The following is an 18411-nucleotide window of genomic DNA, read 5'->3' on the forward strand; positions in this document are numbered from 1 at the left end:
TTTTCAGTATTCCGTCAGGTCTGCCAGCGGGTGCCGGCCTTCCCAAACCTTTTTGAAATGCGCCTCCACCACCGCATCCGGCACAGTGTTCACATCCGGCCAGTGCCAGTGCGGTTTTTGATCCTTATCGATCAATCGCGCCCGCACCCCTTCGCTGAACTCCGGATGGCGACAGCAATTGAGGCTCAGGGTGTACTCCATCTGGAAAACCTGCGCCAGCGACATGTGCCGGGCGCGGATGATTTGCTCCCACACCAGATGAGCCGTCAGCGGCGAGCCTTCGCTCAGGGTTCGTGCAGCGCGGCTGAACAGCAGGTCGGTGTGATCGCGCAGCGCGCTGATTGCTTTCCAGGCACAGCGCACATCGCTGACGTCCAGCAGCTCATCGATGTGCTGGCGCCGTGGCAGCCACTGGGCTTCAGGCAGCTGCGCGACGGCTTCCTGCTGCAGGGCCTTGAGTAGGCTGTTGAGCTGCATCGGCGTTTGCTCCTGCCAGTTCAACTGCAACAGACCCTCGATCAGCTGTTCCTGCTGCTCGTCGAGCAGGAAACGGTCCGCCAGATCCAGATCAATGGCGTCGCGCCCGTTCATATGGGCGCCGGTCAAACCGAGGAACAACCCGAGCTTGCCGGGCAGACGCGACAGGAACCAACTGGCGCCGACGTCCGGGTACAGGCCGATGCTGATCTCCGGCATGGCCAGTCGGCTGCTGGGTGTGACAATCCGAATGCTTGCCCCTTGCAGCAGGCCCATACCACCGCCGAGCACATAGCCGTGGCCCCAGCAGATCAGCGGTTTGGGGTAGGTGTGCAGGCGAAAGTCCAGACGATATTCCGAATTGAAAAAGTGCGCGGCCAAGGGGGGGACTTCGCCGGGATGGGCGCGACAGGCTTGCACCAGGCTGCGCACTTCGCCGCCGGCGCAAAACGCCTTGGCGCCGTTGCCGCGCAGCAGGACGCAGACGATTTGCGGCTCCTTGGCCCAGGCGTCCAGTCGGTCTCGCAGGGCGTTGATCATCGGCAGGGACAGGGCGTTGAGCGACTTTTCGGCATCCAGGGTGGCAATGCCGATGCGGGCACCGTCCGTACCGGTGAGTTCTTCGAAGTGCAGATTCATCGTGACCTCGCTCGGGAAATTGAGGATTAAGTATGATCGCTGTGTGGGAAAGTGCCGGATCCGTGTCAGATCAATTGACAAGCGTGGAGCACCTTCTTAGGGTTCGCCCCATTGTTTTTGCCGGATGTGACCATGACTGCTGACGACCGTATCAAACTCGAACCGAGCTGGAAGGAGGCACTGCGTGCCGAGTTCGACCAGCCCTACATGGCAGAGTTGCGAAACTTTCTGCAACAGGAGCGGGCGGCCGGCAAGGAAATCTATCCACCGGGGCCGATGATCTTCAACGCTCTCAACTCCACGCCACTGGACAAGGTCAAGGTGGTCATCCTCGGTCAGGACCCGTATCACGGTCCGGGCCAGGCCCATGGCTTGTGCTTCTCGGTACAACCGGGAGTGCCGGCACCGCCGTCGCTGGTGAACATCTATAAAGAGCTCAAGCGCGACCTGAACATCGACATTCCCAACCACGGCTACCTGCAGAGTTGGGCCGAGCAGGGCGTATTGATGCTCAACACCACCATGACTGTCGAGCGCGCCAACGCCAATGCGCACAAGGATAAAGGCTGGCAGTTTTTCACGGACCGGATCATTGAAGTGGTCAGCCAACGGCAACCGCATCTGGTGTTCATGCTGTGGGGCGCCCATGCCCAGAGCAAACAGAAGCTGATCGACGCCACCAAGCATTTGGTACTGACGTCGGTGCATCCGTCACCGCTGTCGGCTTATCGCGGCTTCCTCGGTTGCGGGCATTTCAGCCGGACCAACAAGTTTCTGGAACAGAATGGCGAGACGCCGATCGAGTGGCGGTTGCCGTCTCTCTGAAAAGCTTCGCGGGCGAGCCTCGCTCCTACGGGATTTGTGTTGTTTGTTGATTACACATGTCCCGTAGGAGCGAGGCTTGCCCGCGATGAAGTCGACTCGGTCCTACTCTGGACTACGATTCCAGTACTTGAACAACGGCTCCGCGAGAAACAGCACAAACAACAGCCGCATCACCTGCATCGCTGTCACCAACGGCACCGACAGTTGCAGGGTTTCCGCCGTCAGGCTCATCTCTGCAATACCACCGGGCATCATGCCCAAGGTCAGTGAGCGCAAATCCAGATGGGTCAGGGCACTCAAGCCCAGTGCCGCCACCGTCGCAATCAACATGGTCAGCACCGTACCAATCAAGGTCCGGCCCATGAACGACGGCGCGCGACGGAAAAACTGCCGATTGAAATGGCAGCCCAAACCGCTGCCGATCAGCCATTGGCCGATCTGGCTGCCACCGTTGGGCAATCCGATGTGCAGGTCCCAACCAATGCTCACTGCCGCACTGACCAGCAACGGCCCGAACAACCAAGGGTTAGGTTGGCGCAGGCGTTCCCAGATCCAGGCCGCCAACGCACCGGCGGGAAACAGGATAACCAGCCAACGCCAATCGATGCTGCTGGCATGGGAAATTGGCGTACCGTCGCCCAACAGGTACTTGAAGGCTGCCGGCACACAGAGCACCACCACCAGCACTCGCAGGCTTTGCCCCGCCGCGACACGGCTGAGCACCGCGCCATTGCGGGCGCCAAGGTTGACCATCTCCCCGGAGCCGCCAGGCATGCTGGAGAAGAATGCTGTGGCTCGATCCTCCCCGGTACGTCGCATCAGCCAGACCCCGACCACTGCGGACAGGCTGGTGACCAAAGCACCGAAGAAAATCAGACCGAAGTGACTGAGCACCTGTTCCATCACTACTGGAGTGAAGTGCAGGCCGATACCGATACCGACGATCCACTGGCCGCACTTGCGGCCGCCAGGGATTTCCGCCAATTGCCAGGGTGTCAGGCAGCGCACCAGGATGATCGCAAGTAACGAGCCGACCATCCATGGCAGCGGCCAGCCGACCTGGCTGGCGAGGTAACCGCCCAGCAGGCCGACCAGGGGGGTGCCCCACCAGGCTTTGAAGGGTGTTCGATCAGACATCGGCGACAGCGCGCCGGGCAACCGAACGTTTGCGCCAGATGCGGATGATCGGCATCAACAGCATGATCGCAGTCAGTACCCAGCAACCGAAGGTGATCGGGCTCGACCACAGGATTTCCAGCGCGCCGTTGGAAATCGACAGCGCGCGACGCAGGTTTTGCTCCATCAGGCCACCAAGGATGAAGCCCAGCAGCAGTGGCGACAACGGGAAATCCAGCTTGCGCAGGATGTAGCCGAAGATGCCGATACCGATCATCAGGAACAGGTCGAACGTCGTGGCGTGCACGGCGTAGACACCGATCCCGGTAATGATCGCGATCACCGGCACCAGTGCCCAGTTCGGCACGGCGAGGATGCGGGTGAAGACACGGATCATCGGAATGTTGAGGATCACCAGCATGACGTTGGCGATGAACAACGAAGCGATCAGCCCCCAGACGATGTCCGGTTGTTCCTGGAACAGCAGTGGGCCGGGAGTGATGTTGTACAGCGACAATGCGCCGATCATTACCGCCGTGGTGCCCGAGCCTGGAACGCCGAGGGTCAGCATCGGCACCAGCGCTCCACAGGCAGCGCCGCCGATGGCGGTTTCCGGTGCAGCGAGGCCACGCTTGTCGCCTTGACCGAACGTGCCACTGGCACCAGCGATGCGTTTTTCAGTCATGTAGGCCACGGCACTGGCGAGTGTCGCGCCGGCACCCGGCAATACGCCCATGATGAAACCCAGCACACCGCAGCGGATGTTGACGACGAAGACCGAAGCCGCTTCCTTGAAGTTGAACATCATGCGCCCGGTGGCTTTCACGGCTTCCTGGCCGTGATGGGTTTTTTCCAGCAACAGCAGGATCTCGCTGATGGAGAACAGGCCCAGCACCAGCACCACGAACTGAATGCCGTCGGTCAGGTGAATGTTGTCCCCGGTGAAGCGGTACACGCCGCTGTTGGCGTCAATGCCGACGCTGGACAGGAACAGGCCGATCAGTGCGGCAATGAAAGTCTTCAGCGGACGATCACCGGCCATGCCGCCCAGGCAGACAATCGCGAACACCATCAACACGAAGTATTCCGCCGGGCCGAAGGCAATTGCCCATTTCGCTAGCAGCGGGGCGAACAGCACCATGCCGCAGGTGGCGATGAAGGCACCGATGAACGAGCTCCAGGCCGACAGTGACAACGCGACACCGGCCAGGCCTTTGCGGGCCATCGGGTAACCGTCGAGGGTGGTCATAACGGTAGAGGCTTCGCCCGGGATGTTCAGCAGAATCGAGCTGATGCGGCCGCCGTATTCGCAACCCAGATAAACGGCCGCCAGCAGGATCAATGCCGACTCCGGTGGCAGGCCCAGTGCGAAAGCAATCGGAATCAGCAATGCCACGCCGTTGATTGGCCCCAGGCCCGGCAACAGGCCGACGACGGTGCCGATCAAAGTGCCGCACAAGGCGGTCACCAGGTTATACGGGCTCAGCGCGACGCCGAAACCCTGACCCAAATAGCCAAGCGTATCCATATCAGTTCTCCAGAACGTCGAGCAGGCCCAGGGGCAGCGGCACGTCCATCAACTTGTCGAACAGCAGGTAGAGACCGACAGCCATCAGGCTGATGATCACCAGACTTGGGAGCCAGCGGCCACCATAGAGACGTGCCATCGGTACGCCGGTGATGATGCTGGCTGCGATGAAACCAAGGGGCTCGAACGTGCCGGCGAACACCAGCAACAGCACGATACAGAGGCCAATCTTGGTCAGGGTTTCTCGGTCCAGCGGCGGTTCATCTTCACTGTGTTTGAGCGGTGCAGGGCGAAACACCATATACAGCAGCGCCAGGCCCATCAGGCCGAGCATCAGCAGGGGAAAGGCCCTGGGACCCACCGGTTCGTAGGAAAATGCCGCCTGATACGGCCATGCCATCAGGGCGAGCCCCAGGCAGACGAGCAGCAGCACCGAAGCAAAAATGCGTTGTAAGAGCATGAGGAACTCCTGTGCCACGGTCCCGCGAAACGGGACCGTGGCCGCTAGACAGAGGCGATCACTGAATCAGGCCGAACTCTTTGGCCAGCACCTTGTAGTCGGCGACTTGTTTCTTCACGTAGGTGTCCAGTTCCTGGCCAGTCATGGCGAACGGGAACAGTTCACGCTGGTCGCGCAACTTGGCGAAGTCTTCGGACGCCAGCAGTTTGTCGAAGGCGTCTTTCCACCAGGCGTAGTCTTCGTCACTCACTTTCGGCCCGAGGTAGAAGCCGCGAACCACTGGCCAGACGATGTCGTAGCCTTGCTCCTTGGCGGTTGGAATGTCTTTCATTTCCGGCTCGTCCAGGCGCTTGTCGGAGAACACCGCCAGCAGGCGCATGTCACCGCTCTGGATGTGCGGCATGGAGTCGGAGATGTCGGTGCTGCCAACCTGGATGTGGCCGCCGAGCAGGGCCGTGGCGATTTCACCGCCACCTTCGAGGGCTACGTAACGCAGGTCGCGCGGATTGATACCGGCAGCCTTGGCGATCAACGCGGTCTGCATCCAGTCCTGGCTGCCGACGGTGCCGCCGGAACCGATCACCACTTTGCTCGGATCTTTCTTCAGGGCCTGTACCAGATCGTCCAGGGTCTTGTAGGGCGAATCGCTTTTCACCGCGATAGCGCCATAGCTGGTGCCGACAGCGGCAAGCCAGCGCACGTTGTTTTCATCGAAGCGACCGAACTTGCCCTGCGCCAGGTTCAACAGCGAGCCGCTGGACCAAGCCACGAGAGTGCCGGCATCCGCCGGGCGCTGGGCGACCACTGCGTTGTAGGCCACCGCCCCGACACCGCCGGGCATGTAGGTCACACGCATGGGTTTGGTCAGCAGTTTTTCGTTGACCAGTGCGCTTTGCGCCAGTTTGCAGGTCAGGTCGAAGCCGCCACCGGGCGACGCAGGAGCGATGCATTCGGGGCGTTTTGGCTCGGCCATCAATTGACCCGCAAACAGCATGCAACTGGCGGCGAGCACTACTTTTTTACGCATTGACAGGTTCATTCAAGTCTCCTTGGGAGTTGTTGTTATGGACGTACTGAATTACCAAAGGGCAACGCTATAGCTCACCAGCAGACGCACTTCATCGGCATCGCGAGCAGAATAATTGGAACGGTAAGTGGCATTGCGCAGGCGTACGGCGACGTCCTTGAGGGCACCGCTTTGTACGACGTATTTGATTTCGGTGTTGCGTTCCCACTCTTTGCCTTCGTCACCGTTCTTGAGCTTGATATTGTCACCGCTTACGTAACGGCTCATGAAGCTCAAACCGGGGACACCAAGGGTGACGAAGTCGAAGTCATAACGTGCTTGCCAGGAGCGCTCTTGAGCGCCGGCAAAGTCGTTGATTTGCACGAAGTTCACCAGATACGGGTCGGTGCCATCCACATACGGGAATGCGCTGTCGCCGGACATGTGCTGGTAGCCGGCGCTGAACTTGTGTCCGCTCAAGGCGTAACTCACTAGACCGTTGAGGGACTTGTTGTCGATCTTGCCGCCACGGGCCTCGCCCTGGTCATCACTGATGGCAAACCGCAGGTCGCTGGCAAAGGTGCCGGGGCCGAACGGCTGCGAAGCTATCAGCCCGAGATAGTGCTGGTTGTAGACTTCATCGAGCTGCGCAAAGTGGTAACTGCCGGTGATCTTGTCGGTGAACTTGTAGTCCACGCCGCCAAAATCGAAGTGTTCGCCGGCCACCGTTCCGGCGAAGCGGCTGTTCTTGTTGTTGAGGGCAACGTCCTCGAAGTCGGTGCTGTCGCGATCCTTGGCCTTGTCCAGGCGCCCGCCGGTGAAGGTCAGGTTCTTGATCTCTTTGGAGGTCAGCATGCCGCCTTCAAAGGTCTGCGGCAGGATGCGCCCGTCGTTGGGCTTGAGGATCGGCAGTTCCGGAATCAGGCTGCCGATTTTCAATTCGCTGGCGGAGATCTTCACTTTGCCGGTCAGGCCGAGCTTGGAGTATTCGTCAGCCGCGCGTCCGTCGTCATGGGTTGGCAGCAGCCCTGTACCGGTGCGGTCAGGGCTAGAATCGAGCTTGACCCCCATCATGCCCAACGCATCGATACCGAACCCCACGGTGCCGTCGGTGTAGCCTGATTTCAGATTGAGCATGAACCCCTGGGCCCACTCGTCACGCTTGGATTGTTGGGCACTGGTACCGTCGCGAAAGTCGCGATTGAAATACATGTTGCGGGTTTCGAAAGTGGCGGAGCTGTCTTTGATGAAATCGGCCTGGCTCAACGGCGAAAAACCGGCAAGCGCGGTGGCACTGGCAAGGGCGGTGTAGCTGAAACGGGAGAGGCGAGCAGGCGCGATAGCCTGGGTCTGCAAGGACTGCATGGATGACTTACTCCGTTTATTGTTCTTATTGGTCGAAAACGCTTCGAGGCGTTTTTCGGATCGCTGTCTGGCAGCAGCGACGGCAGTCGAAACTGTCCGTGGCAGGACTGTAACGGGCTAACCTTTCGCTAACCTTTCATCGGGCTTTCACGGTTTTTCGGGCTTCACAGCGGCGGATGCCGCTGTAAACTCCGCGCCAAAGAATGGCGTCGACCATCCCTGAATGAGGTAAAGATCCATGCGTGTTCTGCTCGTCGAAGACCATCTGCAGCTCGCCGAAAGTGTTGCCCAGGCGCTCAAGAGCACCGGGTTGACCGTGGACGTGTTGCACGATGGCGTGGCTGCCGACCTCGCGTTGGGCAGTGAGGAGTACGCCATGGCGATACTCGATGTCGGCCTGCCGCGCATGGATGGTTTCGAAGTGCTGGCGCGTCTGCGAGCGCGGGGCAAGAACCTGCCGGTGTTGATGCTGACTGCCCGCAGCGACGTCAAGGATCGGGTCCACGGGCTGAACCTCGGCGCCGACGATTACCTGGCCAAGCCTTTCGAGCTGACCGAGCTCGAAGCCCGGGTCAAGGCCTTGCTGCGCCGCAGCGTGCTGGGTGGCGAACGTGTACAGCGCTGCGGCGTATTGGCCTATGACCTCGACACCCGACGCTTCACCCTCGGCGAAGAGTTGCTGACCCTGACCTCCCGCGAGCAGGCCGTGCTCGAAGCCCTGATCGCCCGTCCCGGCCGAGTGATGAGCAAGGAGCAACTGGCCTCCCAGGTTTTCGGTCTCGACGAAGAGGCCAGCCCCGATGCCATCGAAATCTACGTGCACCGCTTGCGCAAGAAGCTCGACGGACAACCGGTCGCCATCGTGACCTTCCGTGGCCTCGGTTATTTGCTGGAAAGCCGTGATGCATAAGCCCAGCAGCCTGCGCTGGCGCTTGCTGTGGAACCTGGCGCTGTTGCTGGTGGTGTTGATGTTGGCCAGTGGCTTGAGTGCTTATTGGAACGGTCGCGAAGCGGCGGACACCGCATATGACCGAACCTTGCTTGCGTCGGCGCGGACAATCGCCGCTGGCGTTACCCAGCGCGACGGTACGCTGAGCGCCGATGTGCCTTATGTTGCGCTCGATACCTTTGCCTACGACAGCGCCGGGCGGATTTTCTATCTGGTCAACGACATCAACCAGAAACTGATTTCCGGGTACGAAAACCTGCCACCACCACCGCCGGGTACACCGCGTACCGATGACTATCCGGCGCTGGCGCGTTTCTACAACGCGACCTATCAAGGACAGAATGTTCGCGTGGTCAGCCTGCTCAAACCCGTCAGTGAGCCAAACATGAATGGCATGGCGGAAATCCGCGTAGCAGAAACCGATGAGGCCCGCGTCCGAATGGCCCGCAGCCTGGCGGCAGATACGTTGCTGCGTCTGGGAATGCTCGCGGTCGGGGCGCTGATGATCGTGTGGTTTGCAGTGAGTGCGGCCTTGCGCCCGCTGGAGCGCTTGCGCACGGCGGTGGAAGAGCGCCAGCCGGATGATTTGCGTGCATTGCCGTTGGTGGAAGTGCAGCACGAATTGTGGCCGCTGGTGCGCGCGCTCAATCACTTTACCGAGCGCCTGCGCGGTCAGTTCGAGCGTCAGGCGCAGTTCATTGCCGATGCCGCCCATGAGCTGCGTACGCCGTTGGCGGCACTCAAAGCGCGACTGGAACTGGGCTTGCGCTCGACCGAGCCGCAGACTTGGCGCGACACCCTGGAAACCGCGGCTCAGGGCACTGATCGCCTGACCCATCTGGCCAATCAATTGCTCTCGCTGGCGCGGGTCGAAAATGGCGCGCGGGCGATTGCCGAGGGTGGTGCGCAGTTGCTCGATCTGAGTCAGTTGGCGCGGGAGCTGGGTATGGCGATGGCGCCGCTGGCCTATAAGCGCGGGGTGGCTTTGGCGCTGGAGGCCGACGAGCCGGTCTGGCTACGGGGGGAGCCGACCTTATTGAACGAGCTGTTGAGCAATCTGGTCGATAACGCCCTGGCCCACACGCCACCGGGCGGCAATGTCATTCTGCGGGTGTCGGCACCGGCGGTGCTGGAAGTTGAGGATGACGGGCCGGGCATTCCCCTCGACGAACGTGAACGGGTGTTCGAGCGTTTTTATCGGCGCAACCAGCAAGTGGCGGGGTCGGGCTTGGGCCTGGCGATTGTCGGCGAGATCTGCCGTGCGCACCTGGCTCAGATCAGCCTGCACGATGGCGAGCGGGCCGGGTTGAAGGTGCGGGTGAGTTTTGTTGCCGGGGAGTGACTACTGCACCCTGTGGCGAGGGGATTTATCCCCGTTGGGCTGCGAAGCGGCCCCAGCAGACAGGCCGATTTGCCTGGATTTACGACTGCTTCGCAGCCGAACGGGGCGGTGCGACGTTTCGCTAAATCCCCTCGCCACAATGATCAATAAAACATCGACCGCGTTTCCTCCAGGTCAGCGCACATCGCCTTGTTGTCGGGATCGATCCCGAGCTTGATAAAGGACGGCACACTGGAGGCGTCGATGCGCGAGAGCGGGTGATCGGTGTCTTTATGGCAATACAGGCTGGCCACCTGCACCAGATCGACATAATCGAGCTGTTCGGATTGGCGCTTGAAGTTTTGATACAGCAACGGCACTTGCACCAGCATGTCCGGAAATTCCCAGACCCTGAGCAATTTGTCGCCCAGCAGTGGATGAATGTGCTCGATCACATGGTTCAGGCTGACCGGGTCGGACAGCAATTCATAGTGATCTTCGGCGTAGGTCAGGATCGGCAGGACACCGATCTGATGCACCAATCCACCAAGGGCTGCCTGATCAGGCTTGAGCTTGGTGTAGCTACGGCACAACGCATAGCTGACGCCGGCGATTTCCAGGCTTCTACGCCATACATCGCGCATTTTCTGCTCCACTACTTCGGAGCGGGCATGGAAAATCTGTTCCATCACCAGGCCGATAGCCAGGTTGCTGCTGTAATTGATGCCCAGGCGTGTGATCGCCGTATGCAGGTCAGTGACTTCCTGGGTGGCGCGCAGCAGCGGGCTGTTGACCACTTTGATCAGCCGCGCCGACAGCGCCGCATCGCGACCGATCACTTTGCTCAGATCACTGATACCGATGTCAGGGTCTTCAGCGGCCTTGCGAATCTGCAACGCCACTTCCGGTAGTGTCGGCAGAACCAGGTCATCGTTATCGATGGCCTCAACCAAATCCTTTTGGACCTTTTCCGCCAGCTCGCTCATTTCGTTTCTCTAGGTGTCGCAAAAAAAATACAGCGATTAACGCTGGATTTCGCGGTCGCGGTCCAGTGAATAGGGCAGGTCGAGCAAGCACAGGGCAGGGCCGTCGAGCGCGCCGACATGGATGTCACCGGCCTCCGCCGCTTCGGCTTGCAACACCGCCAGCAGTTCAATGTTCTGTTCGGCACGGGCGGCGAGCACCACTTCACCGATTGAGCTGCCATGGCTTGGGGAAAACAGTTGGGTGCCGGGTTCAGGCAGTTCGCTGGCATCCAGTTGCACGCGATACAGGCGGCGCTTGAGTTTGCCCAGATACTGCATCCGCGCGACGATTTCCTGACCGGTATAGCAGCCTTTTTTGAAGCTGACACCGCCTACGGCTTGCAGATTGAGCATTTGCGGAATGAACAATTCGCGGGTGTTCGGCATCACCTGGCCGATCCCTGCACGGATCTGGCCCAGTAGCCATTGATTCAGGTCGCCTTCAGCCAGCAGGGCGGACAGCTTGCCCTTGATGTTGGCGGATTGATCGGCAGTGACCCAGATTTCGGCGCGGCCCGGCGAAACGCGAACGGCGATCAGTCCCTCATGGCGCACGACGCTGTCGGTGTCTGCCGGCAATGCAAGTCCGAGGCTATCGAGCGCGGTATCGCCATGCTCGACGCCAAAGCGGACCCAGGCGGCGCTTTCATCGGTCAGTTTGGACTTGGAGAACACCGCGTACTTTTTCAGGTCAGCCAATTGCGGTTCCAGCAACTCGGTGGCCATGGCCATGAGCACACCGTCACCTTCGAGCAGGATGCGGAAACTCGATTGCATCCGGCCTTTCTGCGTGCAGCGCGCGCCAAGACTGGCCTGGGAATCGCTCAGGTAGTTGAGGTTGCAGGTCAATTGTCCTTGCAGGAACTTGCTGGCGTCCGCGCCGCGGACCGCCAGAACACCTTCATGAGACAGCGTGCAGAAAAAAGCAGAATCGGCCATGGGTCATCGCAGGGTAAAGAGTCTGGCGGACATGATAAGGGGGCGCCCATGAAATGGGTAGTTCACAAAGGATCGTCGGTGACCGACCAAAGCCGACTGTTCGATAAGGCGAGGGGCTGTATACTTGCGGCCTATTTGAGGAGCGCTCCATGGTCGAAGATGTTGAACTGAATCGCCTCTACTGGCACAGCCGCCGGGGCATGCTTGAGCTTGACGTGTTGCTGGTGCCGTTTGTGAAAGAGGTCTATCCGCACCTCAACGATGTGGATCGCGCCTGCTATGTCAGGCTGCTCGAATGCGAAGATCAGGACATGTTCGGCTGGTTCATGGAGCGTTCCGAGTCGGAAGATCCGGAGCTTCAGCGCATGGTTCGCATGATTCTGGATCGTGTCCAGCCCAAGTGATTCGTTTGAATGCCGCTGGCAGGCCTCAGGGCTGTTGCTGGCGGCGTACCTTTTCGCCCAGGTGCTTGCGCTGGGTTCGCTGTTTTTACTCAATCTACCGATCTGGGCCATTGTGCTCGGTGTTTTGTGCTGCCTGCTACATACCGTCTGGGCGCTGCCGCGTCAGATACTGCTGACCCATCCGCAGGCATTTCGCGGCTTGCGGCGCAATGTCGAGGGCTGGCAGTTGTGGAGTCAGTCAATGGGATGGCAGCCCGTGCAACTGATGCCGGACAGCCTGGCGCTGCCATTGGTCGTGGTGCTGCGCTTTCGAATGCGCGGTGAGCGACGGGTCAGGGCGGTTTGCGTGCCCCGGGATTCGCAAGCGGCGGATCTGCACCGACGCTTGCGGGTCCGGCTCAAGTTCAGTCGGCGTAGGTGGGCGGCACCAGAATAGTGTCCAGGGCGATCGGCAGCATGTTCGGGTAATCGAGGGTGTAATGCAGGCCACGACTCTCCTTGCGTTCCATGGCTGACAGGATCATCAGCTCGGCCACCTGGGCCAGGTTGCGCAGTTCGATCAAGTCCCGGCTGACCTTGTAATTACTGTAGAACTCATCGATTTCATCAAGCAGCAAGCGAACCCGGTGTTGAGCCCGCTGCAGGCGCTTGTTGGTGCGCACGATGCCGACGTAGTCCCACATGAAACGCCGCAACTCATCCCAGTTGTGCGCAATGATCACGTCTTCATCGGAGTCAGTCACCTGGCTCGCATCCCAGGCGGGCAGGGCGACGGGCGCTGCAACCTGTGACAACTGCTCCATGATGTCTGTCGCTGCCGAACGGGCATAAACAAAACACTCCAGCAGTGAGTTGCTGGCCATGCGATTGGCACCATGCAGGCCGGTGAAACTGGTTTCGCCGATCGCGTAGAGCCCGGGTACGTCAGTGCGACCCTGCTGGTCGACCATGACGCCGCCACAGGTGTAGTGCGCCGCCGGAACCACCGGAATCGGTTGCTTGGTGATGTCGATGGAAAACTCGAGGCAGCGCTCGTACACAGTCGGGAAGTGCGTCTTGATGAAATCTTCGGACTTGTGGCTGATGTCCAGATAAACGCAGTCGACACCCAGGCGCTTCATTTCATGGTCGATGGCGCGGGCGACGATATCCCGCGGTGCCAGTTCGGCCCTTGGGTCAAAGCGCGGCATGAAACGTTCGCCGTTGGGCAGCTTCAGGTGTGCACCTTCGCCGCGCAGGGCTTCGGTGATCAGGAAGCTCTTGGCTTGCGGGTGATACAGGCAGGTGGGGTGAAACTGGTTGAATTCCAGGTTTGCCACCCGGCAGCCGGAACGCCAGGCCATGGCGATGCCATCACCGCAGGCGCCATCGGGGTTGCTGGTGTAGAGATAGACCTTGGCTGCGCCACCGGAGGCGAGGATCACGAAGCGGGCGCCATAGGTGTCGACTTCGCCAGTGCCGCGATTGAGTACATAGGCTCCCAGGCAGCGATCACCCTCAAGGCCCAGGCGCTTTGTCGTGATCAGGTCGATGGCCACCCGTTGTTCCAACAACTCGATGTTCGGACGTTGTTTGGCCTGGGTGAGCAGGGTTCTGAAAATGGCTGCACCGGTGGCATCGGCAGCATGGATGATGCGGCGATGACTGTGACCGCCTTCGCGGGTCAGGTGAAATTCGAAACCACCATCTTCGCTGCCGGATTGTTCGTCACGGGTGAAGGGAACCCCCTGGTCGATCAGCCATTGAATCGCTTCTTTGCTGTGCTCGACGGTAAAGCGTACGGCGTCTTCATGGCACAACCCGCCACCGGCATTGAGGGTGTCATCGACGTGGGATTCTACGGTGTCGGTATCATCCAGGACGGCAGCAACTCCCCCCTGGGCCCAGAAAGTTGAGCCATTGGCGAGATCGCCTTTGCTCAGTACGGCAATGCGCAAATGATCGGGCAAGGTCAGCGCAAGGCTCAAGCCGGCAGCACCGCTGCCAATTACCAGAACATCGTGTTGAAACTGTTGGCTCATTTCAGGATTCCGCTCAAAGCGACCCGGGTCGGGGTAGGCGCTGGACATCTGGAAGGCAAGGTCGGCAACTGCACAGCCCACTAGTATATAGAGGGGGGGAGCGGCACAATAGCCGGGCCTATATGGCATTGTGAAACTACTGTGACTGAAAAGACTTGACGCTTCGTCGGATGTTTTTTTCACCGAAAGGGTGACAACAGCACTTTATCTCGGATTTAACAGTCTTTTTCCCTTCACGGTTGCACAATGTCGGTTTCGCGCAGCTATAAATATTTGGAACTTTTGCCAAAGGCCCAAGATCAATAGACGGTTGCCTGATTAAAAGGACAGTGTCGGCTTCAGAGCAGGATTTGAGATTGGATCCTTGTCGGCGAATCCGATGACAAGATTATTCGCGCAGCCGGGGAATCTCGCGCTGCGCTTTTCGTGCGTGCCGAATCAGAGCCCGCAGGAAACTTGCCTGGAGGGGGAGAACTTTTGCGAAAAGCCCGAGTCTATGTTTGCAAGCCCGGTCGTTTAGTGATGCAAGCCTCCTCCGAGCTTATCGAGGAGTGTTCATGCTAACCCAGGAAGAGGATCAGCAGCTGGTCGAACGCGTTCAACGCGGCGACAAGCGTGCTTTCGATCTGCTAGTGCTGAAATACCAGCACAAAATTCTCGGGTTGATCGTGCGTTTCGTGCACGACACCCATGAAGCCCAGGATGTGGCGCAGGAAGCCTTTATCAAGGCGTACCGGGCGCTTGGAAATTTTCGCGGAGATAGTGCGTTTTACACGTGGCTTTACCGCATCGCCATCAATACGGCGAAAAACTATCTGGTTTCACGCGGCCGTCGGCCGCCGGATAGCGATGTCAGTTCCGAGGATGCAGAGTTCTACGATGGCGATCATGGCCTCAAGGATCTCGAGTCGCCAGAACGGGCTTTGCTGCGGGATGAGATCGAGGGCACCGTCCATCGAACCATTCAGCAACTACCGGAAGATTTGCGTACGGCGTTAACTTTACGTGAATTCGATGGTCTGAGTTACGAGGACATTGCGAGCGTCATGCAATGTCCGGTGGGCACCGTGCGCTCCCGGATCTTCCGCGCCCGGGAGGCCATCGATAAAGCCCTGCAGCCGTTGTTGCAGGAAAACTAAAGACAGCGGCGACAGCCAAGAGAGGAACGCCATGAGTCGTGAAGCCCTGCAGGAATCGCTGTCCGCAGTGATGGATAACGAAGCGGACGAATTGGAATTGCGTCGGGTACTCAGTGCCTGCGACGATGTTGAAACCCGTGAAACCTGGGCTCGTTATCAGATCGCTCGGGCAGCGATGCACAAGGACCTGCTGCTTCCACGTCTGGATATCGCGGCAGCCGTCTCTGCAGCGCTGGCTGACGAAGCCGTGCCGGCAAAGGCCTCCCGTGGACCATGGCGCAGCCTGGGCCGACTGGCTGTTGCTGCTTCGGTTACCGTTGCTGTGCTGGCGGGTGTTCGTCTGTACAACCAAGACGAAATCGCTGGTGTCGAATTGGCGCAGCAGTCCAGCCAGCAGAATCTGGTCGCTCCTCAAATAAAGGGTCCGGCTGTTCTGGCAGGCTACAATGAGAGTTCGGAAGCCACCGGTCCCATGGCCAGCGGCGTATTGCAAGGTCAGCCAGGCTGGCACGATCAACGTCTGCCAGGCTACTTGCGCCAACATGCTCAGCAGGCTGCACTGAAAGGTTCTGAGAGCGCTCTGCCTTACGCTCGTGCAGCAAGCCTGGAAAACCGCTAAGGAGGATCATGCGCGCCATACCTCTACTTACGCTTCTGCTTGGTGGCTGGATTATTGTTCCAGCCCACGCCGATGAAGCTCAGGACTGGTTGACCCGTCTTGGTCAGGCCGAGCAGCAGCAAAGCTTTCGCGGTACTTTCGTCTACGAGCGTAACGGTAGTTTTTCTACCCACAACATCTGGCACCGCGTCCAGGATGGTAAGGTCCGCGAGCGTCTACTCCAGCTCGATGGTTCGGCGCAGGAGGTTGTACGCATTGATGGGCATACTCAATGCGTCAGCGGCACCCTGATCGCAGGGTTGGGCGACTCTCCGAACTCTGCAGCTCGTCCACTCGATCCTCAAAAACTCAAGAATTGGTATGACCTTGCCGTTATTGGCAAGTCGCGTGTGGCCGGCCGTGCGGCAGTGATTGTTTCACTGACGCCTCGCGATCAACACCGCTATGGGTTTGAACTGCATCTGGATAAAGAAACCGGCTTGCCGCTCAAATCACTGTTGCTCGATGACAAAGGGCGACTGCTTGAGCGATTCCAGTTCACGCAACTCGATACCGTGGATACGCCTTCCGACACGGATTTGCAGCCTGGCGCCGATTGCAAAGTAGTCAACCTCGAAAGTGACAAGGCTTCGGCAGTCAAAACGGCACAGGTTTGGCACTCAGACTGGCTGCCGCCGGGCTTTGAGCTCACCAGCAGTACCGCTCGCAAGGATCCCGAGACAAAAACCCAAGTCAACAGCTTGCTGTATGACGATGGCTTGGCGCGTTTTTCGGTATTCCTCGAGCAATTGAATGGTGCTGCATTCACCGATACCCGCACTCAGCTTGGACCAACCGTTGCTGTTTCCCGGCGCCTGACGACACCACAAGGCGAGATGATGGTGACTGTGGTCGGCGAGATTCCGGCAGGCACCGCTGAGCGGATAGCGTTATCCATGCGAACGGATGCCGCTGCTGCCACCAAGCAGTGAGCCGAGATCGAAATGTTTCGTGAACATTTCAATTTGCAAATACCCTCGGAATTTTTTATAGGTCAGAGCCCCTCGGCTCTGGCCTTGTTTTTTGTTTCCGGAACAAAAATACCGGCGTATCTTTCCCGGTGTTCCTTGATCCATATCGCTTAACCATGCTCGTCGTAACGGGAGCCGTATGTCGATACCACGTTTAAAGTCCTATCTCTCCATCTTTGCCACTGTGCTGGTGCTCGGTCAGGCTGTCTCTGCACAAGCGGCCGAGTTGCCTGACTTCACGCAGCTGGTCGAGCAGGCCTCACCTGCGGTGGTGAATATCAGTACCACCCAGAAACTGCCGGATCGTAAAGTAAACCAGCAGATGCCTGATCTCGAAGGCTTGCCGCCGATGCTGCGCGAATTTTTCGAACGAGGGATGCCGCCACAACCTCGCTCGCCTCGCGGTGATCGCCAGCGTGAAGCTCAATCCCTTGGGTCGGGTTTCATCATTTCTTCGGATGGTTACATCCTGACTAACAATCACGTGATCGCCGATGCCGACGAGATTCTCGTACGCCTTGCCGACCGCAGTGAAATGAAGGCCAAGCTGATCGGTACCGATCCACGTTCTGACGTGGCGTTGCTGAAAATCGAAGGCAAGGACCTGCCGGTCCTGAAGCTCGGCAAGTCTCAGGATCTGAAAGCCGGCCAGTGGGTCGTGGCAATCGGTTCACCCTTTGGCTTTGACCACACGGTGACCCAAGGCATCGTCAGCGCAGTCGGTCGCAGTCTGCCGAACGAAAACTATGTGCCGTTCATCCAGACCGACGTGCCGATCAACCCGGGTAACTCCGGTGGACCGCTGTTCAACCTGAACGGCGAGGTGGTCGGGATAAACTCGCAGATTTACACCCGCTCCGGCGGCTTCATGGGCGTGTCCTTCGCAATTCCGATCGATGTGGCCATGGATGTTTCGAACCAGCTGAAAAGCGGTGGCAAAGTGAGTCGTGGCTGGTTGGGCGTGGTGATCCAGGAAGTGAACAAGGATCTGGCCGAATCGTTCGGTCTTGAGAAACCAGCTGGTGCGCTGGTCGCCCAGATCCAGGATGACGGCCCGGCAGCCAAGGGGGGCCTGCAAGTGGGTGACGTAATCCTGAGCATGAATGGTCAACCGATCGTCATGTCCGCCGACCTGCCACACCTGGTTGGTGCGCTGAAAGCTGGCTCCAAGGCCAATCTGGAAGTGATCCGTGAGGGCAAGCGCAAGAACGTCGAACTGACAGTTGGAGCCATTCCTGACGAAGACCAGGAGCTGGATGCACTGCCGAAATCGAGCATCGAGAGCAGCAGCAATCGTCTCGGAGTTTCGGTCGTTGAGCTGACTGCCGAACAGAAGAAAACCTACGACCTCAAAGGCGGCGTACTGATCAAAGAGGTTCAAGACGGACCTGCTGCGATGATCGGCCTGCAACCGGGTGACATCATTACCCACCTGAACAATCAGGCCATCGAGTCCACCAAGCAATTCACTGACATTGCCAAGGCGCTACCGAAGAATCGTTCGGTATCGATGCGGGTTCTACGCCAGGGTCGTGCCAGCTTCATCACGTTCAAACTGGCTGAATGAT

The 18411-nt window shown here is 59.1% G+C and carries 18 protein-coding genes; 9 read left to right on the plus strand and 9 right to left on the minus strand.

The features are described 5' to 3' along the window. Positions 1-3: 3 nt before the first annotated feature. Positions 4-1116, minus strand: coding sequence for an enoyl-CoA hydratase/isomerase family protein (locus tag ABTV22_RS06935; protein WP_433739166.1), 1113 nt, complete (start codon positions 1114-1116; stop codon positions 4-6). Positions 1117-1248: 132 nt separating this feature from the next. On the opposite strand from ABTV22_RS06935, the gene ung reads away from it, so the two are divergent. Beyond that, entirely contained in the window at positions 1249-1941 is a 693-nt protein-coding gene (ung, locus tag ABTV22_RS06940; RefSeq protein WP_433739167.1) for a uracil-DNA glycosylase, read from the plus strand. Between the two features lie 102 nt (positions 1942-2043). On the opposite strand, the gene ABTV22_RS06945 is transcribed toward ung, so the two are convergent. From ABTV22_RS06945 to ABTV22_RS06965, 5 genes are read right to left on the minus strand one after another with little or no spacing between them, the layout of a single operon-like run. Further along, entirely contained in the window at positions 2044-3078 is a 1035-nt protein-coding gene (locus ABTV22_RS06945) for an AbrB family transcriptional regulator (protein WP_433739168.1), read from the minus strand. Beyond that, entirely contained in the window at positions 3071-4585 is a 1515-nt protein-coding gene (locus ABTV22_RS06950) for a tripartite tricarboxylate transporter permease (RefSeq protein WP_433739169.1), read from the minus strand. The genes ABTV22_RS06945 and ABTV22_RS06950 overlap by 8 nt, the downstream gene beginning before the upstream one ends. Position 4586: 1 nt before the next feature. Beyond that, entirely contained in the window at positions 4587-5045 is a 459-nt protein-coding gene (locus ABTV22_RS06955) for a tripartite tricarboxylate transporter TctB family protein (RefSeq protein ID WP_433739170.1), read from the minus strand. 58 nt (positions 5046-5103) lie between these two features. After that, entirely contained in the window at positions 5104-6084 is a 981-nt protein-coding gene (locus ABTV22_RS06960; RefSeq protein ID WP_433739171.1) for a Bug family tripartite tricarboxylate transporter substrate binding protein, read from the minus strand. 39 nt (positions 6085-6123) lie between these two features. Continuing rightward, positions 6124-7416, minus strand: coding sequence for an OprD family porin (locus tag ABTV22_RS06965; RefSeq protein ID WP_433739172.1), 1293 nt, complete (start codon positions 7414-7416; stop codon positions 6124-6126). Between the two features lie 238 nt (positions 7417-7654). On the opposite strand from ABTV22_RS06965, the gene ABTV22_RS06970 reads away from it, so the two are divergent. Further along, positions 7655-8326: a response regulator gene (locus tag ABTV22_RS06970; protein ID WP_175390297.1), complete on the plus strand. Its 672-nt coding sequence runs from the start codon at positions 7655-7657 to the stop codon at positions 8324-8326. Then, positions 8319-9707: a sensor histidine kinase gene (locus ABTV22_RS06975; RefSeq protein ID WP_433739173.1), complete on the plus strand. Its 1389-nt coding sequence runs from the start codon at positions 8319-8321 to the stop codon at positions 9705-9707. Before ABTV22_RS06970 ends, ABTV22_RS06975 begins: the two co-directional genes overlap by 8 nt. Before the next feature lie 143 nt (positions 9708-9850). On the opposite strand, the gene ABTV22_RS06980 is transcribed toward ABTV22_RS06975, so the two are convergent. Further along, positions 9851-10672, minus strand: a complete 822-nt coding sequence (locus ABTV22_RS06980) for an HDOD domain-containing protein (RefSeq protein ID WP_433739174.1) — start codon at positions 10670-10672, stop codon at positions 9851-9853. Between the two features lie 36 nt (positions 10673-10708). Beyond that, a complete protein-coding gene (locus ABTV22_RS06985) occupies positions 10709-11650 on the minus strand; it encodes a YgfZ/GcvT domain-containing protein (protein ID WP_433739175.1) in 942 nt (313 codons plus the stop codon). 149 nt (positions 11651-11799) lie between these two features. Between ABTV22_RS06985 and ABTV22_RS06990 the strand changes: the two genes are divergently transcribed. Both ABTV22_RS06990 and ABTV22_RS06995 read left to right on the plus strand, forming a co-directional pair. Then, complete coding sequence (locus tag ABTV22_RS06990; RefSeq protein WP_007930227.1) at positions 11800-12054, plus strand: succinate dehydrogenase assembly factor 2; 255 nt, start codon at positions 11800-11802, stop codon at positions 12052-12054. After that, the gene (locus ABTV22_RS06995) at positions 12038-12490 is read left to right on the plus strand and encodes a protein YgfX (RefSeq protein ID WP_433739176.1); all 453 of its coding nucleotides are present in this window, start codon (positions 12038-12040) and stop codon (positions 12488-12490) included. The genes ABTV22_RS06990 and ABTV22_RS06995 overlap by 17 nt, the downstream gene beginning before the upstream one ends. On the opposite strand, the gene nadB is transcribed toward ABTV22_RS06995, so the two are convergent. Beyond that, positions 12459-14075 carry an L-aspartate oxidase gene (gene nadB, locus ABTV22_RS07000; RefSeq protein ID WP_433739177.1) on the minus strand — a complete coding sequence of 539 codons (1617 nt, stop codon included), beginning with the start codon at positions 14073-14075 and terminating at the stop codon, positions 12459-12461. The two genes, ABTV22_RS06995 and nadB, sit on opposite strands and share 32 nt — an antisense overlap. 557 nt (positions 14076-14632) lie before the next feature. On the opposite strand from nadB, the gene rpoE reads away from it, so the two are divergent. The 4 genes from rpoE (at position 14633) to ABTV22_RS07020 (ending at position 18410) form a co-directional block, all read left to right on the plus strand. After that, positions 14633-15214 (plus strand): RNA polymerase sigma factor RpoE, encoded by a 582-nt coding sequence (gene rpoE, locus ABTV22_RS07005; RefSeq protein WP_003172477.1) that lies wholly within the window; start codon positions 14633-14635, stop codon positions 15212-15214. Positions 15215-15245: 31 nt separating this feature from the next. Further along, entirely contained in the window at positions 15246-15833 is a 588-nt protein-coding gene (locus tag ABTV22_RS07010; protein ID WP_433739178.1) for a sigma-E factor negative regulatory protein, read from the plus strand. Positions 15834-15841: 8 nt separating this feature from the next. After that, on the plus strand, positions 15842-16804 hold the full coding sequence (locus tag ABTV22_RS07015; RefSeq protein ID WP_433739179.1) for a MucB/RseB C-terminal domain-containing protein: 963 nt from the start codon (positions 15842-15844) through the stop codon (positions 16802-16804). A 178-nt stretch (positions 16805-16982) separates the two neighbouring features. Further along, a complete protein-coding gene (locus ABTV22_RS07020; RefSeq protein WP_433739180.1) occupies positions 16983-18410 on the plus strand; it encodes a DegQ family serine endoprotease in 1428 nt (475 codons plus the stop codon). Position 18411: the final 1 nt, after the last annotated feature.

Source organism: Pseudomonas putida (genome assembly GCF_050990305.1).
Classification (GTDB): domain Bacteria; phylum Pseudomonadota; class Gammaproteobacteria; order Pseudomonadales; family Pseudomonadaceae; genus Aquipseudomonas; species Aquipseudomonas putida_AH.

What these genes read in the sequence shown, in the direction of transcription:
- ABTV22_RS06965 (WP_433739172.1), bottom strand. Translation starts at nt 7,416, where the DNA reads ATGCAGTCCTTGCAGACCCAGGCTATCGCGCCTGCTCGCCTCTCCCGT.
- ABTV22_RS06990 (WP_007930227.1), top strand. Translation starts at nt 11,800, where the DNA reads ATGGTCGAAGATGTTGAACTGAATCGCCTCTACTGGCACAGCCGCCGG.
- nadB (WP_433739177.1), bottom strand. Translation starts at nt 14,075, where the DNA reads ATGAGCCAACAGTTTCAACACGATGTTCTGGTAATTGGCAGCGGTGCT.
- ABTV22_RS06970 (WP_175390297.1), top strand. Translation starts at nt 7,655, where the DNA reads ATGCGTGTTCTGCTCGTCGAAGACCATCTGCAGCTCGCCGAAAGTGTT.
- ABTV22_RS07015 (WP_433739179.1), top strand. Translation starts at nt 15,842, where the DNA reads ATGCGCGCCATACCTCTACTTACGCTTCTGCTTGGTGGCTGGATTATT.
- ABTV22_RS06960 (WP_433739171.1), bottom strand. Translation starts at nt 6,084, where the DNA reads ATGAACCTGTCAATGCGTAAAAAAGTAGTGCTCGCCGCCAGTTGCATG.
- ABTV22_RS06985 (WP_433739175.1), bottom strand. Translation starts at nt 11,650, where the DNA reads ATGGCCGATTCTGCTTTTTTCTGCACGCTGTCTCATGAAGGTGTTCTG.
- ABTV22_RS06935 (WP_433739166.1), bottom strand. Translation starts at nt 1,116, where the DNA reads ATGAATCTGCACTTCGAAGAACTCACCGGTACGGACGGTGCCCGCATC.
- ABTV22_RS07010 (WP_433739178.1), top strand. Translation starts at nt 15,246, where the DNA reads ATGAGTCGTGAAGCCCTGCAGGAATCGCTGTCCGCAGTGATGGATAAC.
- rpoE (WP_003172477.1), top strand. Translation starts at nt 14,633, where the DNA reads ATGCTAACCCAGGAAGAGGATCAGCAGCTGGTCGAACGCGTTCAACGC.
- ABTV22_RS06945 (WP_433739168.1), bottom strand. Translation starts at nt 3,078, where the DNA reads ATGTCTGATCGAACACCCTTCAAAGCCTGGTGGGGCACCCCCCTGGTC.
- ABTV22_RS06980 (WP_433739174.1), bottom strand. Translation starts at nt 10,672, where the DNA reads ATGAGCGAGCTGGCGGAAAAGGTCCAAAAGGATTTGGTTGAGGCCATC.
- ung (WP_433739167.1), top strand. Translation starts at nt 1,249, where the DNA reads ATGACTGCTGACGACCGTATCAAACTCGAACCGAGCTGGAAGGAGGCA.
- ABTV22_RS06950 (WP_433739169.1), bottom strand. Translation starts at nt 4,585, where the DNA reads ATGGATACGCTTGGCTATTTGGGTCAGGGTTTCGGCGTCGCGCTGAGC.
- ABTV22_RS06975 (WP_433739173.1), top strand. Translation starts at nt 8,319, where the DNA reads ATGCATAAGCCCAGCAGCCTGCGCTGGCGCTTGCTGTGGAACCTGGCG.
- ABTV22_RS07020 (WP_433739180.1), top strand. Translation starts at nt 16,983, where the DNA reads ATGTCGATACCACGTTTAAAGTCCTATCTCTCCATCTTTGCCACTGTG.
- ABTV22_RS06955 (WP_433739170.1), bottom strand. Translation starts at nt 5,045, where the DNA reads ATGCTCTTACAACGCATTTTTGCTTCGGTGCTGCTGCTCGTCTGCCTG.